The 16,480-nt window shown below is 70.7% G+C and carries 11 protein-coding genes and 3 pseudogenes; 10 read left to right on the forward strand and 4 right to left on the reverse strand.

Going from position 1 to position 16,480, the window contains the following annotated elements; all coding sequences use genetic code 11:
* Positions 1–43: 43 nt before the first annotated feature.
* Both ABT085_RS30670 and ABT085_RS30675 read right to left on the reverse strand, forming a co-directional pair.
* Positions 44–3,823, reverse strand: a complete 3,780-nt coding sequence (locus ABT085_RS30670) for an SCO5717 family growth-regulating ATPase (RefSeq protein WP_351615061.1) — start codon at positions 3,821–3,823, stop codon at positions 44–46.
* Positions 3,824–4,279: 456 nt separating this feature from the next.
* Positions 4,280–4,624 (reverse strand): DUF397 domain-containing protein, encoded by a 345-nt coding sequence (locus ABT085_RS30675; RefSeq protein WP_351615063.1) that lies wholly within the window; start codon positions 4,622–4,624, stop codon positions 4,280–4,282.
* A gap of 264 nt (positions 4,625–4,888) precedes the next feature.
* Between ABT085_RS30675 and rpsO the strand changes: the two genes are divergently transcribed.
* The 5 genes from rpsO to ABT085_RS30700 all read left to right on the forward strand — a co-directional run bounded on the left by rpsO (position 4,889) and on the right by ABT085_RS30700 (position 10,386).
* A complete protein-coding gene (gene rpsO / locus ABT085_RS30680; RefSeq protein WP_143640166.1) occupies positions 4,889–5,176 on the forward strand; it encodes a 30S ribosomal protein S15 in 288 nt (95 codons plus the stop codon).
* Between the two features lie 341 nt (positions 5,177–5,517).
* A complete protein-coding gene (locus ABT085_RS30685; protein WP_351615066.1) occupies positions 5,518–7,758 on the forward strand; it encodes a polyribonucleotide nucleotidyltransferase in 2,241 nt (746 codons plus the stop codon).
* Positions 7,755–9,134, forward strand: coding sequence for a M16 family metallopeptidase (locus ABT085_RS30690; RefSeq protein ID WP_351615069.1), 1,380 nt, complete (start codon positions 7,755–7,757; stop codon positions 9,132–9,134). The genes ABT085_RS30685 and ABT085_RS30690 overlap by 4 nt, the downstream gene beginning before the upstream one ends.
* A 44-nt stretch (positions 9,135–9,178) precedes the next feature.
* The gene (gene dapB, locus ABT085_RS30695; protein WP_351615072.1) at positions 9,179–9,931 is read left to right on the forward strand and encodes a 4-hydroxy-tetrahydrodipicolinate reductase; all 753 of its coding nucleotides are present in this window, start codon (positions 9,179–9,181) and stop codon (positions 9,929–9,931) included.
* A 20-nt stretch (positions 9,932–9,951) separates the two neighbouring features.
* Entirely contained in the window at positions 9,952–10,386 is a 435-nt protein-coding gene (locus ABT085_RS30700) for a tetratricopeptide repeat protein (RefSeq protein WP_351615075.1), read from the forward strand.
* A gap of 90 nt (positions 10,387–10,476) precedes the next feature.
* Here the strand turns inward: ABT085_RS30700 and ABT085_RS30705 are convergent, their stop codons facing one another.
* The gene (locus ABT085_RS30705; protein ID WP_351615077.1) at positions 10,477–11,034 is read right to left on the reverse strand and encodes an SCO5741 family PH domain-containing membrane protein; all 558 of its coding nucleotides are present in this window, start codon (positions 11,032–11,034) and stop codon (positions 10,477–10,479) included.
* A 123-nt stretch (positions 11,035–11,157) separates the two neighbouring features.
* Positions 11,158–11,397 carry a hypothetical protein gene (locus tag ABT085_RS30710; RefSeq protein WP_351615080.1) on the reverse strand — a complete coding sequence of 80 codons (240 nt, stop codon included), beginning with the start codon at positions 11,395–11,397 and terminating at the stop codon, positions 11,158–11,160.
* Positions 11,398–11,616: 219 nt separating this feature from the next.
* Here ABT085_RS30710 and ABT085_RS30715 point away from each other — a divergent pair.
* From ABT085_RS30715 to ABT085_RS30735, 5 genes and pseudogenes are all read left to right on the forward strand, one after another.
* Positions 11,617–11,907: pseudogene (locus ABT085_RS30715) on the forward strand (FAD-dependent thymidylate synthase); the annotation flags it as partial.
* Between the two features lie 159 nt (positions 11,908–12,066).
* Positions 12,067–12,813 (forward strand): annotated as a pseudogene (locus ABT085_RS30720) (HNH endonuclease); the annotation flags it as partial.
* 3 nt (positions 12,814–12,816) lie between these two features.
* Positions 12,817–13,266: pseudogene (gene thyX, locus ABT085_RS30725) on the forward strand (FAD-dependent thymidylate synthase); the annotation flags it as partial.
* A gap of 211 nt (positions 13,267–13,477) precedes the next feature.
* Positions 13,478–14,377: a 4-hydroxy-tetrahydrodipicolinate synthase gene (dapA, locus tag ABT085_RS30730; RefSeq protein ID WP_351615083.1), complete on the forward strand. Its 900-nt coding sequence runs from the start codon at positions 13,478–13,480 to the stop codon at positions 14,375–14,377.
* Between the two features lie 143 nt (positions 14,378–14,520).
* Positions 14,521–16,206, forward strand: coding sequence for a ribonuclease J (locus tag ABT085_RS30735; protein WP_351615085.1), 1,686 nt, complete (start codon positions 14,521–14,523; stop codon positions 16,204–16,206).
* Positions 16,207–16,480 lie beyond the last annotated feature (274 nt).

Consider the following 16,480-nt stretch of genomic DNA (forward strand, 5'->3'; position numbering starts at 1 on the left):
GGACACCGGCCGCCCTTCGCGTTCACCCGGCCGGGGGCCGGGGCTACTGCTGCGGCGGCTGGGGCTGCTGCGGGTAACCGGGCTGCTGCGGATACGGCTGCCCGGGCTGCTGGGGGTGGCCCTGCGGCGGATACGGCTGACCGGCGGGCGGATAGGGCTGCTGCCCCGGCTGCCCCGGTTGCGCGGGCTGTGCGGGCGGCCGGCCCGGCTGTGCATAGGACTGTCCCGGCTGCGCGGGCGGCTGCCCCGGCTGCGCGGGCTGCTGCCCCGGCTGCGCATAAGGCTGGCCGGGCTGTGCGGGCTGTGCGGGCTGGCCGGGCTGTGCGTACGGCTGTCCGGGCTGAGGGTAGGGCTGACCTGCGTACGGCTGGCCCGGCTGCTGGCCGTAGGGCTGACCCGGGTACGGCTGCCCCGGCATCGGCGGTGCGGCCACGGGCGGCGGGTTGCCGTCCGAGGTCCACAGCCCGTGCATCTGCTGATGCCGTACGAAGTCCTCGGCGACCATCGCCGCGAGGTGGAAGTACGACTCGCGCACCTTGGGACGCATCATGTCGAGGTCGACCTCGGCACCGGCGGCGAGGTGCTCGTCGAACGGGACGACGACGACACCGCGGCAGCGCGTCTCGAAGTGGCTGACGATGTCGTCCACCTTGATCATCTTGCCGGTGTCCCGCACCCCGGAGATGACGGTGAGGGAGCGCGAGACCAGGTCGGCGTACCCGTGCGCCGACAGCCAGTCCAGCGTCGTACTGGCGCTGCTCGCGCCGTCCACGGACGGCGTCGAGATGATGATGAGCTGGTCGGCGAGGTCGAGCACACCGCGCATGGCGCTGTACAGCAGACCGGTGCCGGAGTCGGTGAGGATGATCGGGTACTGCTTCCCGAGCACGTCTATCGCGCGCCGGTAGTCCTCGTCGTTGAACGTCGTCGACACCGCCGGGTCGACGTCGTTGGCGATGATCTCCAGCCCGGAGGGGGCCTGGGAGGTGAACCGCCGGATGTCCATGTACGAGTTGAGGTACGGGATCGCCTGGACGAGGTCGCGGATGGTCGCCCCGGTCTCCCGCCGCACGCGTCGGCCGAGGGTGCCGGCGTCCGGGTTCGCGTCGATCGCGAGGATCTTGTCCTGTCGCTCGGTGGCGAGCGTGGCACCCAGCGCGGTGGTCGTGGTGGTCTTGCCGACACCGCCCTTGAGGCTGATGACGGCGATCCGGTAGCAGGACAGCACGGGCGTCCGGATGAGGTCGAGCTTCCGCTGCCGTTCGGCCTCCTCCCGCTTGCCACCGAGCTTGAACCGCCCGCCGGTTGCGGCCGGCCGTCCGCTCTTGGCCTTCTGCCGCTTGTTGTTGAGCAGCCGGTCCGACGACAGTTCCACGGCCGCGGTGTAACCGAGCGGCGCGGCACCGGGGTTGGTCGGCTGCCGCTGGTCGTGCTGCATGGGCTGCGGCCAGGCGGAACCGGCCCGGGGGTCCACGGGAGGCTGCTGCGGCTGCGGCTGTTGCTGGGCCTGCTGCGGGTGCTGGGGGTACGCCTGCGGGTGCTGCGGCGCCTGGGGCGCCTGAGGAGGCTGAGGCGACTGGGGCATCTGAGGCGGCTGAACACCCTGCGGCGGCTGCGGTGCCTGCGGCTGCTGCGGGGGCTGCGTCGTCTGCGGAGTGAAGCCGTGCGGAGCCGCCTGCGGGCCCTGCGCCTGCTGCGGCTGCCCCTGTGGGGCGGGCGGCTGGGGGAATCCGTAACCGCCGGGCTGCGGGAGGGGATACCCGCCGGGCGCCTGCGGCGGGGTGGGGGCGCCGCCCTGGTGGGGGAAGCCGTAGCCGTCCTGGGGACCGGGTGCCGCGGGCGCGGGGGCGCCTTGGTGGGGGAAGCCGTAGCCCGGGGCGGGGTGCGGCGTCGCGTCCACCGATGCCTGCGGTGCGGGCTCCGGCCGGGGGCCCGGTACCGGCGGGAGGTGCTGGCCGGGGGCGGGAGCCGGGGCCGGGACGGGAGCGGCACCGGGGTGCGGGAAGCCGTATCCGGCAGGCGGGTTGGGGGCGGCCGGGGCGGGGGCCTCGCCCTGCTGCGGGAAGCCGTAACCGCTCTGCGGGGCAGGCGTGCCCCAGGCGGCGGGTGCGGGCTCGGGCGCCTGCGGCTGGAACGGCGGCTGGGCCGTCGGCGCGGCCGGCTGAGGCTCGGGCTGGGCCGGGGGCTGCGTGGGCCACTGGGCCGCGGCGGCCGGGGCAGCGGGCTGGTACGTCGGCGGCAGCGGGGGCAGCCCGCCCTGCGGCGCAGGCGGGGGTGTCCAGGCGGGGGGAGCGTCCTGCGGCGCGCCGGCCGGACCCGGAACGGCGTCCTGCGGCTCGTCCGCCACGGCCTCGGAAGGCACGGCGTCCATGGGCTCGACGTCCGTGGGAACGGCGCTGACGGGTGTGACGTCCGAGGGAGCGGCGTCCACGGGCGTGACGTCTGTGGGAGTGGTGGCGTCCACGGGCTCGACGTCCGTGTTGACGGCATCCGCGTCCACGGCATCCGCGTCCACGGCATCTGCGCCCACGGCATCCGCGTCCACGACATCTGCGCCCACTACGTCCGCGTCCACTGCGTCCGCGTCCGTGGGTTCGGTGGTGTCGGTGTCGCTTTCCGCAGCGACCGCTTCGGCGTCCGGAGACACCGCGTCAACGTCCTCCGCGGTGACCTCGGCAGCCGCCTCCTCAGGCTCGGCGGCGTCCGAAGGCGCCAGGGACTCGCCCTCGCGGTCCTCCTCGCCGTCCTCCTCGACGGACACGTCCTCGGCGTCGGCCGACTCCTCGGCGTCCGCCGACTCCGGGGCGTCGGCCACCGCACCGGCCGCCTCGGCGGCCTCCGGCTCGGCCGCGGCCCGGACCTCGGTCTCGGAGGCCGGCTCCGGGTCCGCGGGCGGCACGGATCCGTCGGCACCGGGGCTCTCGGCCCCTGCTTCCCGCGTTTCCTGCGCTTCCCGGTCCCCTTGCTGCTCGGCGGCAGCCTCGGCGGCCCGCTCCGCGATCTCCCGCTGCAGAGCGACGGCGGAGAACCGCATGGTGGCGCCGCTCTCCAGGTCGCCGCTGCCGGGGTCACCGCCCTCGGCAACGGAGGCGGCAGGCGCTGCAGGAGCGCCGAGCGCGGCGGGTACGGCAGGCACCGCAGGCACCGCAGGCGCGGGCGGAGCCGCGGGAGGTTCAGGGGTGGGCGACGCCGGGGCGGCCAGACCGGTGCCCCACGGGCTGTTGAACCCGCCCACGGGAATGTTCGGCACGGCCGTCGGCGACGCGCCGGCCACCGGGGGAGCAGGGGGCGCCGGGGGAGACGCGGGCGCCGAGGGCACAGGCGGAACCGAGGGCTCGAACCCGCTGCCGACCGGAAGGCGCGGCACGGCGACCGGACCGCCGGTGGGCGGCGCGGGCGGCCGGGGCGCGGCGAACGGCGCCCCGGGAGCGGGCGCCTGCGGCGGCGCGAAGGGAGCCCCGGACGGCTGTGTGGCATGGGCGGGCGGCGTGAGCCCCGGCAGCGGCGCCCCCGAGGGCCCCGACGGGAACGGCGCCCCCGCAACTCCAGGCGCTCCCGGGGTCATAGGCCCGGTCTGCGGGGCGGGGCCGCCCTGCGCCCCCGGCGCGGCCGCGCCGGTACCGGCCGCCGTACCACCGGCGCCGTCATCCGGACCCGTGGCGGGCGTCGAGCCCGAACTTCCCGCCGCGTTCTGCGTGTACCAGGCGGGTGGCGCGTAGTCGAGGGTGAACTCGCCCGTCATCTCGATGTCGGACTCGACGTCGGGCTGGTCATCGCCGGGTGTGGCCCAGCCCCCGCGGATCCCGTCCCGATCGCTGCTCACAGTTCCTCCTGGTGTGGTCGAGCACCCTCATGCCGTGCCGGGGCGACCATTTCTCGTCGTCCGAAGTCGTTCGAGGTCGTCCGATCAACCGGCTCCCCCTGGGACGCCGATGCCCGGTCCACGGGTTCTGGCATCGCGCCCGGTCCCAGCCTAATCACCGCAGGCCCCACCCCGGCAGGTCCGTCCGCCCCTGAGCGCCTGTCCACTGCGTCACAGCCTGCCCGGAAGTGCCGTACACGGCACGCATATTGGTGAACAAACCACATGACATTCATGAACAAGTGGGACAGAACGTGGAGGGAGTTGACCGATTCGGGGCCGTCAATCGGCGTACGCCGTAAGCGCATTGGCCAACACGGCATGAAGAAGGGGCGGCACGCGTGCGTGCCGCCCCTTCCTCGCCCTCGTATTCCTCTTCTTCGTACCGCCGAGTCGGCCGCCGAACCGGCGATCCGCTCACTCCACGTCGGGACCGCCGTCGTGACCGCTGCCGTGACCGTTGTCGGGACCGCTGCCGAGGCCGCCGTCGTGCGGCGCCGGCTCCAGGTCGAACTCGCCGTCCCGCGCGCCGAGCACGAAGGCCCGCCACTCCGCCTCCGTGTAGCGCAGCACCGTGCCGGGGTCGAGGGACGACCGCATGGCCACCGCGCCGGCCGGGAGGTACGCGATCTCGACCCGCTCCTCGTGCTCCCCGGTGCCCGGTGCGCCGAGCCACTCGACGTCCGAGATGTCGAGCGCGTAGAGCTCGTCCCGCTCCCGCTCCTTGCGCGCCTTGACGTCCGCGCTCAGTTCCTCCGCCATGGTCAAGCGACCCCTTCCCGACGTGCGGATGATCCCGGCGTTCACCCTAGTGGCCGACGGGTCGCCGACCGGGTGGTTCGGGGACCCCGGCCGAGTGGGCCCTGTACTGCTGGTACTGTGGACGACGGCCGTTTGTGTACGCGCCCGCGGAGCATCGCTCTGAAGGCCGCGCCCAGCGGATCCCCGCCTCCCGAGTAACGGAAGCTCCCCTGAGAAGTGGACCAGGGGCACTCGGTGGCTACTCAGAGACTACGAGGAGTAAGCGTGTCGCTCGACGCCGCTACGAAGAAGCAGATCATCAGCGAGTTCGGTACCAAGGAGGGCGACACCGGCTCCCCCGAGGTCCAGGTCGCCATGCTGTCCCGCCGGATCTCGGACCTGACCGAGCACCTCAAGGCCCACAAGCACGACCACCACTCCCGTCGTGGTCTGCTGATCCTGGTCGGTCAGCGCCGCCGCCTGCTGCAGTACCTGGCCAAGAAGGACATCCAGCGCTTCCGTGCGCTGGTCGACCGCCTCGGCATCCGCCGTGGTGCTGCGGGCGCCAAGTAAGACGCCATGAGGGGAGCGGTTCCCGAAGTGCTCGGGGCCGCTCCCCTTTGCCGTACATACGGAAACGTGCGGAGTGTCGCCGGCGCTTTGTAGTGTGGTAGCACAACGCAATACGTACGACACCGTGTGATAGGCCCTACCCGTACCGGGTATCGCGTGATCACACACACCGAACGAGGAGAAGCGCACCTCGCCGCCGCCGGTCCTCGGTAGTGGCGCCCGGGGGGAAGCGAGCCCCGGGTGCTTCGATCGAAGACCGGCCAGCACCGCACGGAGTGCTTCTCCGCCACCGTCCCCCCGCCACACGGGCGAGGCGGGACGAAGACGAGGAGAAAACGCTAGTGGAGAACGAGACCCACTACGCCGAGGCCGTCATCGACAATGGCGCCTTCGGCACCCGCACCATCCGCTTCGAGACGGGCCGCCTGGCCAAGCAGGCCGCCGGCTCCGCAGTGGCGTACCTGGACGACGACACCATGGTGCTGTCGGCCACCACCGCCTCCAAGAACCCCAAGGACCAGCTCGACTTCTTCCCCCTGACGGTGGACGTCGAGGAGCGGATGTACGCCGCCGGCAAGATCCCCGGCAGCTTCTTCCGCCGTGAGGGCCGTCCCTCCGAGGACGCCATCCTCACCTGCCGCCTCATCGACCGTCCGCTGCGCCCGTCCTTCAAGAAGGGCCTGCGCAACGAGATCCAGGTCGTCGCCACGATCATGGCGCTCAACCCCGACCACCTGTACGACGTCGTGGCGATCAACGCCGCGTCCGCGTCCACGCAGCTGGCCGGTCTGCCCTTCTCCGGCCCGGTCGGCGGCGTCCGCGTCGCGCTGATCAACGGCCAGTGGGTCGCGTTCCCGACGCACACCGAGCTCGAGGACGCCGTCTTCGACATGGTCGTCGCCGGTCGCGTCCTGGAGGACGGCGACGTCGCGATCATGATGGTCGAGGCCGAGGCCACCGAGAAGACGATCCAGCTGGTCAAGGGTGGCGCCGAGGCGCCGACCGAGGAGGTCGTGGCCGCCGGCCTCGACGCCGCGAAGCCCTTCATCAAGGTCCTGTGCAAGGCGCAGTCGGACCTCGCCGCCAAGGCCGCCAAGCCGACCGCCGAGTTCCCGATCTTCCTGGACTACCAGGACGACGTCCTCGAGGCGCTCACCGCCGCCGTCCGCCCCGAGCTGGCCGCCGCGCTGACCATCGCGGGCAAGCAGGACCGCGAGGCCGAGCTGGACCGCGTCAAGACGCTCGCCGCCGAGAAGCTCCTGCCGGAGTTCGAGGGCCGCGAGAAGGAGATCTCCGCCGCGTACCGCTCGCTGACCAAGTCCCTGGTCCGTGAGCGCGTCATCAAGGAGAAGAAGCGCATCGACGGCCGCGGCGTCACGGACATCCGTACGCTCGCCGCCGAGGTCGAGGCCATCCCGCGCGTGCACGGCTCGGCGCTGTTCGAGCGTGGCGAGACCCAGATCCTGGGCGTCACCACCCTCAACATGCTCCGGATGGAGCAGCAGCTGGACACCCTTTCCCCGGTGACCCGCAAGCGCTACATGCACAACTACAACTTCCCGCCGTACTCCGTCGGCGAGACCGGCCGCGTCGGCTCCCCCAAGCGCCGCGAGATCGGCCACGGCGCTCTCGCCGAGCGCGCCATCGTGCCGGTGCTGCCGACGCGCGAGGAGTTCCCGTACGCGATCCGTCAGGTGTCCGAGGCCCTCGGCTCCAACGGCTCGACGTCCATGGGTTCGGTCTGCGCCTCCACCATGTCGCTGCTGAACGCCGGTGTGCCGCTGAAGGCCCCGGTCGCCGGTATCGCCATGGGCCTGATCTCCCAGGAGATCAACGGCGAGACGCACTACGTCGCCCTCACCGACATCCTCGGTGCGGAGGACGCCTTCGGCGACATGGACTTCAAGGTCGCCGGCACCAAGGAGTTCGTGACCGCCCTCCAGCTCGACACCAAGCTGGACGGCATCCCGGCCTCCGTCCTGGCCGCGGCCCTCAAGCAGGCCCGTGACGCCCGCCTCCACATCCTCGACGTGATGATGGAAGCGATCGACACGCCGGACGAGATGTCCCCGAACGCCCCGCGGATCATCACCGTCAAGATCCCCGTGGACAAGATCGGCGAGGTCATCGGCCCCAAGGGCAAGATGATCAACCAGATCCAGGAGGACACCGGCGCCGAGATCACGATCGAGGACGACGGCACCATCTACATCGGTGCCGCCGACGGCCCGGCCGCCGAGGCCGCCCGCGCCACGATCAACGGCATCGCCAACCCGACCATGCCGGAGGTCGGCGAGCGCTACCTGGGTACGGTCGTCAAGACCACCACCTTCGGCGCGTTCGTCTCGCTGCTCCCGGGCAAGGACGGTCTGCTGCACATCTCGCAGATCCGCAAGCTCGCCGGCGGCAAGCGCGTGGAGAACGTCGAGGACGTCGTCGGCGTGGGCCAGAAGGTCCAGGTCGAGATCGCCGAGATCGACTCCCGCGGCAAGCTCTCCCTCATCCCCGTGATCGAGGGCGAAGGCGACGACGAGACGAAGGACGCTGCGGCCGACAGCAGCTCCGCTGCGGACGACAAGTGACGTCGAGCAGCCCCACGGCGACGGCCCGCACCTCTTCGGAGGCGCGGGCCGTTGCCCGTACCCAAACCCTCATCAAGGGCACCGGCGGCATCGGCACGGTCCGCAAGACCACCCTCCCCGGCGGCCTGCGCATCGTCACCGAGACCCTGCCCTCGGTCCGCTCGGCGACCTTCGGCATCTGGGCGCACGTCGGCTCCCGCGACGAGACCCCGGCCCTGAACGGCGCCACGCACTACCTGGAGCACCTGCTCTTCAAGGGCACGTCGCGCCGCAGCGCGCTGGACATCTCCTCCGCCATCGACGCGGTCGGCGGCGAGATGAACGCGTTCACGGCCAAGGAGTACACGTGCTACTACGCGCGCGTGCTCGACACCGATCTGCCTCTGGCCATCGACATCGTCTGCGACATGCTGACCGGTTCCCTCATCCTCGAGGACGACGTCAACGTCGAGCGCGGCGCGATCCTCGAGGAGATCGCGATGACCGAGGACGACCCGGGCGACTGCGTGCACGACCTGTTCGCGCACACGATGTTCGGCGACAACCCCCTCGGCCGCCCGGTCCTCGGCACGGTCGACACGGTCAACGCCCTGACCGCCGACCGCATCCGCCGCTTCTACAAGAAGCACTACGACCCCACCCACCTGGTGGTCGCGGCCGCGGGCAATATCGACCACAACAAGGTCGTACGACAGGTGCGTGCCGCGTTCGAGAAGGCGGGCGCCTTCCGCAGCCAGGACGCCACGCCCATCGCCCCCCGCGACGGCCGGCGCACCATCCGCACCGCGGGCCGCGTCGAACTGCTCGGCCGCAAGACGGAGCAGGCGCACGTCGTCCTCGGCATGCCGGGCCTGGCCCGCACCGACGACCGCCGCTGGGCCCTCGGCGTGCTGAACACCGCCCTCGGCGGCGGCATGTCCTCCCGGCTCTTCCAGGAGGTCCGCGAGAAGCGCGGCCTGGCCTACAGCGTGTACTCGTACACCTCGGGCTTCGCCGACTGCGGCCTGTTCGGCGTGTACGCGGGCTGCCGCCCGAGCCAGGTGCACGACGTGCTGAAGATCTGCCGCGACGAACTCGACCACGTCGCCGAGCACGGCCTGTCCGACGAGGAGATCGGCCGCGCGGTCGGCCAGCTCCAGGGCTCCACGGTCCTCGGCCTGGAGGACACGGGCGCGCTGATGAACCGTATCGGCAAGAGCGAACTGTGCTGGGGCGAGCAGATGTCCGTCGACGACATGCTGGCCCGGATAGCGGCCGTGACCCCGGACGAGGTCCGTTCGGTCGCCCGCGAGATCCTGGGACAGCGCCCGTCGCTGTCGGTCATCGGCCCGCTGAAGGACAAGCAGGCCGCCCGGCTGAACGACGCCGTCGCCTGAGCCCCTCGGCCGGCCCCATCCCCTTCGGTAAGGAAGCAAGACAGATGAGCAAGCTGCGCGTGGCGGTCCTCGGTGCCAAGGGCCGCATCGGCTCCGAGGCGGTACGGGCGATCGAGGCCGCCGAGGACCTGGAGCTGGTCGCCGCCCTCGGCCGGGGCGACCGGCTGGAGACGCTGACGGAGACCGGCGCCCAGGCCGTGGTCGAGCTGACCACCCCCGACTCGGTGATGGACAACCTCGACTTCTGCGTCCGCCACGGCATCCACGCCGTGGTCGGCACGACCGGCTGGAACGAGGACCGCCTCGCACGGCTGAACGGCTGGCTGGCCGAGTCACCCGCGACCGGCGTGCTCATCGCGCCGAACTTCTCCATCGGCGCCGTCCTGACCATGAAGTTCGCGCAGATCGCCGCGCCGTACTTCGAGTCGGTCGAGGTGATCGAACTGCACCACCCGAACAAGGTGGACGCGCCGTCCGGCACCGCCGCCCGCACCGCGCAGCTCATCGCCGAGGCGCGGGCCAGGGCCGGCTCCGCCCCGGCCCCGGACGCCACCGCCACGGCGCTGGACGGGGCCCGCGGCGCGAACGTCGACGGGGTGCCGGTGCACTCGGTCCGGCTGCGCGGTCTGCTGGCCCACCAGGAGGTCCTGCTCGGCGGTGAGGGCGAGACCCTCACCGTCCGCCACGACTCACTGCACCACAGCAGCTTCATGCCGGGCATCCTGCTGGGCGTGCGCCGCGTCGTGACCACTCCGGGCCTCACCTTCGGCCTGGAACACTTCCTGGACCTCGGCTGAGCACGGACGCCGACGACATCATGCGCGCGAAGCTCACCTACGCCGTCACGGCCGCCGTCCTGGTCTTCTACTTCGTCCTGGTCGGCAGTCGCGGCGTCATGCTCATCCAGTCGGGCACGCTCCTGACCGTCACCTTCGGCGTGGCGGTCCTGATCCTGCCCGTCATCGGCCTGTGGTTCCTGTGGAAGAACACCCAGTTCGTCCGCAGGGCCAACCGGCTCGCCGCCGAACTCGACGCCGAGGGCGGCCTGCCCGTCGACGAACTCCGGCGCACCCCGGACGGCCGGATCGACCGGGACTCGGCCGACGAGGTCTTCGCCCGGCGCAAGGCCGAGACGGAGGCCGCCCCCGACGACTGGCGCAGCTGGTTCCGGCTCGCCGTCGCCTACCACGACGCCCGCGACACCCCGAGGGCCCGCAAGGCGATGCAGCGGGCGATCGCGCTGCACGGGTAGCCGCCGGCACCGGGAACACGGCGAACGAAAAATCGCGGTGGTCCGTGGGGACCACCGCGATTGGTCGCGACCACCGCCGCGACGGCGGGCTCAGTCGCGGTGCGCGTACTCGTCGGCCCACACCTCGATGGTGTCCGCGGCCCGGTCGAATCCCTCGGGACGGGCCAGGAAGTCCGCGCTGTGCGTGGTGAGCAGCGGCGGCAGGTCCTGGGCCGCACGATCCTTGCGGACGAGGATCAGGGCCTGTCCCTGCACGGTCCGGGGCAGCCCTAGCCAGCGCACCGGCTGCTGCACCGTGCGCACGGCGACGACCCGCTTCCAGGGCACCGTGCGCGTGACGAGGAAGCTCACGTGCCGCAGCCCGGCGGCGCTCACCCACACGCCGACGCGCAGCATCCGCAGCGACGAGGCGATGATGAGCAGCGCCAGGCCGAACACGGCAGCGGCGGCGGACGGCGAGTCGGTCAGGGCGATGATGACCGCCGCGAACAGCACGTACGAGGCGAGCAGCAGGCACAGCGCGGCCGCCCCCACACGCCACGGACCGGGCCGGTAGGGCCGCCGCCAACGGTCGCGGTCGTCGTACGGCAGCGTGCTGTCGTCGGTCGCCTCGAAGGTGCGGTCGGCCGTCAGGAAGGGCAGGGGCACGGCTGGTCCTCACTCATTCCATGCATGGGCTGTGCCCGGTGAGGCTATCCGCCTGTCTGTTCGCTCACCACCCGCGGGGGTCCAAGGGGGTGCCGGCGGCCCCTTCCGGCGGCCGGGGGAGGCTCAGCGCCCGTCGGACGCCTGCGACTGCTGGGTGCCCGTCGTGGAGTGGTCCAGCGTCAGGGCGGGCATGCCGATCAGCAGGGCGCCCACGAGCCCGGCGACGACCGTGAGGCCCAGCAGCCAGCGCCCGGCTATCTGACCGGCGGACGCCCGCTCACCGGGCGGCGGAGCGACGTTGCTGCGGAACCTGTCGGCTTCGGCAAGGAAGTCGAACGGGACGGGCTCACGCCGACTGGACATGGCTGCTGCTTCTCCTCTGGGGACGATCTGCGGACGATACGGATCGAACGCACGACTGTTTTCAATACAGACGAGCGAGTGTCCCCCAAGGTGCCCGGTTTCGCCGAATTGGCAGAAGTTCACCGAAGATGTCGCGGCCCGGCACCGTACGCCCGATGTCAGTGCCGGGCCGTAAAGTGGGCGCCGCCCGAGTGAAGTGATGGAAGGATCCGCCGAGCCGTGACCGACACCCCCGCCGACGACCTCAAGCCCAGCTTCCGCAGCGATGTCACCGTCGAGCTGGTCAAGCACAGCGCGGCCGACTCGGACGTCCTGTGGGCCGCCCGTGTCTCCACCGCCGGCGAGCAGTCCCTGGAAGAGCTCACCAAGGACCCGGAGCGCTCCAAGGGCCTGATCAACTATCTGATGCGGGACCGGCACGGCAGCCCCTTCGAGCACAACTCGATGACCTTCTTCATCAGCGCCCCGATCTTCGTCTTCCGCGAGTTCATGCGCCACCGGGTGGGCTGGTGCGTCTCCGGGGACACCGAGATCACCCTGGAGAGCGAGGCCGGGAACCTCCGTCGACGTTCCATCGCCGAGCTGTACAAGCTCTGGCATCTGGGGGTGGAGGACCACCTTCCGCATTCGGCCGGCGGCGTCACCTGGCACAGCCGGGCCGGCAAGTGGATGGCCCAGGTGCGCCGTGGCGAGACCAACCACTACCTGGGCCTGTACGAGAACCGGGAGGCCGCGGAGTCCGCGGTGGCCGAGTTCCGCGAGCAGAATCCCAGCACCCGCCTGCGCAAGCTGGAGTCGGTCCGGCGCAACCACGTCCGGTGCTACGACGAGGAGACCCTGCTCGCCCAGCGCGCCAGGATCGTCGACGTGATCGAGTCGGGCGTCAAGCAGCTCATCAAGATCACTACCCAGTCGGGCAAGACGCTGCGCTGCACGGTCGACCACGCCGTGTTCACCCCGGAGGGCTGGGTCAAGGCCGGTGAGCTCGTGGTCGGCGACTCCGTCATGGTCGGCGGAACGGCCCCCAGGTCTTCCGAGCGACTCGTTCCGCCGAGCCTGCGCCGCGGCATCGGGGTGTGGACCTCCATGCAGCGGGAGCGGCTGATCGAGGAGACCGACACCTGCCACCTCTGCGGCGGGGAATTCCCGCGCGCCGAACTCGCCCTCGACCATGTCGTCCCGGTCGCGGGCGACCTCACCAGGGCGCTGGACGAGACGAACCTCGCCCCGGCCTGCGAGCCCTGTCACACCGCCAAGAGCGGCGGCGAGCAGGCGCTGGCCCGACGCGAGGGCAAGATCGCCAAGGCGGTCCCGGACCCGGTCGTCGCCATCGAGCAGGACGGCGAGGAGATGACCTACGACCTCTCCGTCGAAGGCCCCTGGCACAACTTCCTCGCGAACGGCATCGTCGTCCACAACTCCTACAACGAGGAGTCCGGGCGCTACCGCGAGCTCCAGCCCGTCTTCTACGTTCCCGGGGAGGACCGCAAGCTCGTCCAGCAGGGCCGTCCGGGCAAGTACGAGTTCGTGGCGGGCACCGAGGCGCAGCAGGAGCTCGTCGAGCGGTCGATGCAGCAGTCCTACATCCAGGCGTACGAGCAGTACCAGGAGATGCTCGCCGCCGGTGTCGCCCGTGAGGTGGCCCGTGCGGTCCTTCCCGTCGGCCTGTTCTCCTCGATGTACGCCACCTGCAACGCCCGCTCACTGATGCACTTCCTCGGCCTGCGCACCCAGCACGAGCTGGCCAAGGTGCCGTCCTTCCCGCAGCGGGAGATCGAGATGGTCGGCGAGAAGATGGAGGCGGCGTGGGCCGAGCTCATGCCGCTCACGTACGCCGCCTTCAACGCCAACGGCCGTGTCGCGCCCTAGCGAGACCGCGTTCCCATGCCGAGTACAGATGTACGGGTCAGCCGTGTGAAGTGTCCGTATTGCGGCATTTAGAGAAGTTCATCTAGCCTGATCAAACGGACCCGGCACTGCTTGAACCCCCGAGCAGGCAGTGCCGGGTTCCGCATTTGTCCGGACTTTCCTCGTACCTCGTGGGCAGACCACGCGGTGAGCAGCGAGTAGCGTGTTACCCATGGCTCCGACCTCCACTCCGCAGACCCCCTTCGGGCGGGTCCTCACCGCCATGGTCACGCCCTTCACGGCGGACGGCGCACTCGACCTCGACGGCGCACAGCGGCTCGCCACCCATCTGGTGGACGCAGGCAACGACGGCCTGATCGTCAACGGCACCACCGGCGAGTCGCCCACCACGAGCGACGCGGAGAAATCGGATCTCGTACGAGCCGTGCTCGATGCGGTCGGCGACCGAGCCCATGTCGTGGCCGGCGTCGGCACCAACGACACGCACCACAGCATCGAACTCGCCCGCGCCGCCGAGCGGGCCGGCGCGCACGGCCTCCTCGTCGTCACGCCGTACTACAACAAGCCCCCGCAGGAGGGCCTGTACCGGCACTTCACGGCCGTCGCCGACGCCGCCGGGCTGCCGGTCATGCTCTACGACATCCCCGGCCGCAGCGGCGTCCCGATCAACACCGAGACGCTGGTCCGGCTCGCCGAGCACCCGCGGATCGTGGCCAACAAGGACGCCAAGGGCGACCTCGGCCGCGCCAGCTGGGCCATCGCCCAGTCGGGCCTGGCCTGGTACTCCGGCGACGACATGCTGAACCTGCCCCTGCTCTCCGTGGGAGCGGTCGGCTTCGTGTCGGTCGTCGGCCATGTGGTGACGCCGGAGCTGCGCGCCCTCGTCGAGGCCTACCTCGCCGGCGACGTCCAGAAGGCCACGGAGATCCACCAGCGACTGCTCCCGGTCTTCACGGGCATGTTCCGCACCCAGGGCGTCATGACCACCAAGGCCGCGCTCGCCCTCCAGGGCCTGCCCGCCGGACCCCTGCGCCTGCCCATGGTGGAGCTCACGGCGGAGGAGATTGCCCAGCTCAAGATCGATCTTGCCGCGGGCGGGGTACAGCTCTGACAACAGACTTGGCACCACGAGACTTCACAACTGAATAAGCGGGCCACCGGCGCCTGCGCCCCACACTGACAACTGCTTCTGCACGAACGTCATGCGCGCCACGTGCCCTACCGGTACGTGGCGTGTGTGGTGAGGAGAGTCTTTTGAGTCATCCGCATCCTGAACTCGGTGCGCCCCCGCCGCTGCCCGAAGGCGGTCTGCGCGTCACCCCGCTCGGCGGTCTCGGTGAGATCGGCCGCAACATGACGGTCTTCGAGTACGGCGGCCGCCTGCTGATCGTCGACTGCGGAGTGCTCTTCCCCGAGGAGGAGCAGCCCGGAATCGACCTGATCCTGCCGGACTTCTCGTCGATCCGCGACCGCCTCGACGACATCGAGGGCATCGTCCTCACGCACGGCCACGAGGACCACATCGGCGGTGTCCCCTACCTCCTCAGGGAGAAGCCGGACATCCCGCTGATCGGATCCAAGCTGACCCTCGCCCTCATCGAGGCGAAGCTCCAGGAGCACCGCATCCGCCCGTACACCCTGGAGGTGGCGGAGGGGAACCGCGAGCGCATCGGCCCCTTCGACTGCGAGTTCATCGCGGTCAACCACTCCATCCCGGACGCCCTCGCGGTCGCCATCCGGACCCCCGCCGGCATGGTGGTCCACACGGGCGACTTCAAGATGGACCAGCTCCCGCTGGACAACCGGCTGACGGACCTGCACGCGTTCGCCCGGCTGAGCGAGGAGGGCATCGACCTTCTGCTCGCCGACTCGACGAACGCCGAGGTACCGGGCTTCGTCCCGCCCGAGCGGGACATCTCCAACGTGCTGCGCCAGGTCTTCGCGAGCGCGCGCAAGCGGATCATCGTGGCGAGCTTCGCCAGCCATGTGCACCGCATCCAGCAGATCCTGGACGCGGCGCACGAGTACGGCCGCCGGGTGGCCTTCGTCGGCCGCTCGATGGTGCGCAACATGGGCATCGCCCGTGACCTGGGCTATCTGAAGGTCCCGCCGGGCCTGGTCGTGGACGTGAAGACGCTCGACGACCTCCCGGACCACGAGGTGGTCCTGGTTTGCACGGGCTCCCAGGGCGAGCCGATGGCGGCCCTGTCCCGGATGGCCAACCGCGACCACCAGATCCGGATCGTCGACGGCGACACGGTCATCCTGGCCTCGTCGCTGATCCCCGGCAACGAGAACGCGGTCTACCGCGTGATCAACGGCCTGACCCGCTGGGGTGCGAACGTCGTCCACAAGGGCAACGCCAAGGTGCACGTCTCGGGTCACGCGTCCGCGGGCGAGCTCCTGTACTTCTACAACATCTGCCGCCCGAAGAACCTGATGCCGGTGCACGGCGAGTGGCGCCACCTGCGGGCCAACGCCGAGCTGGGCGCCCTGACCGGTGTCCCGCACGACCGGATCGTGATCGCCGAGGACGGCGTCGCCGTCGACCTCGTCGAGGGCAAGGCGAAGATCTCCGGCAAGGTCCAGGCGGGCTATGTCTACGTGGACGGCCTCTCGGTCGGAGACGTGGGCGAGCCGGCCCTGAAGGACCGCAAGATCCTCGGGGACGAGGGCATCATCTCCGTCTTCGTGGTCGTCGACTCGTCGACCGGCAAGATCACCGGCGGCCCGCACATCCAGGCTCGCGGTTCGGGCATCGAGGACGCTGCGTTCGGCGGGGTGATGCCGAAGATCACCGAGGTGCTGGAACGCTCGGCCCAGGACGGAGTGGTGGAGCCGCACCAGCTTCAGCAGCTCATCCGCAGGACCCTGGGCAAGTGGGTCTCGGACACCTATCGCCGCAGGCCGATGATCCTCCCGGTCGTGGTGGAGGTCTGACACCCGGACGACCCTTCGTCCATGTGGACCTGGAGCGGGGCACCTCGATTTGCATCGGGGCGCCCCGCTCCAGTACGTTTACGGCTCCGCCTGAACGGGAACCCGGACGCCTTGTGCGCTGGAACCAGTCCCCGAGCGGGGCGGGAATTCCGACTCAGAATCTCTGATAAAGTTGGAGTCGCCGGAAAGGGAAACGCGAGAGCGGAAACCTGGAAAGCACCGAGGAAATCGGATCGCGAAACGGTCTGATAGAGTCGGAAACGCAAGACCGAAG

It is taken from the genome of Streptomyces sp. NPDC002265 (assembly GCF_040296125.1).
Taxonomy (GTDB): domain Bacteria; phylum Actinomycetota; class Actinomycetes; order Streptomycetales; family Streptomycetaceae; genus Streptomyces.

Excerpts from the sequence above, each read along its gene's own strand:
- ABT085_RS30710 (WP_351615080.1), bottom strand. The coding sequence starts at position 11,397 with ATGTCCAGTCGGCGTGAGCCCGTCCCGTTCGACTTCCTTGCCGAAGCC.
- ABT085_RS30700 (WP_351615075.1), top strand. The coding sequence starts at position 9,952 with ATGCGCGCGAAGCTCACCTACGCCGTCACGGCCGCCGTCCTGGTCTTC.
- ABT085_RS30675 (WP_351615063.1), bottom strand. The coding sequence starts at position 4,624 with ATGGCGGAGGAACTGAGCGCGGACGTCAAGGCGCGCAAGGAGCGGGAG.
- dapA (WP_351615083.1), top strand. The coding sequence starts at position 13,478 with ATGGCTCCGACCTCCACTCCGCAGACCCCCTTCGGGCGGGTCCTCACC.
- dapB (WP_351615072.1), top strand. The coding sequence starts at position 9,179 with ATGAGCAAGCTGCGCGTGGCGGTCCTCGGTGCCAAGGGCCGCATCGGC.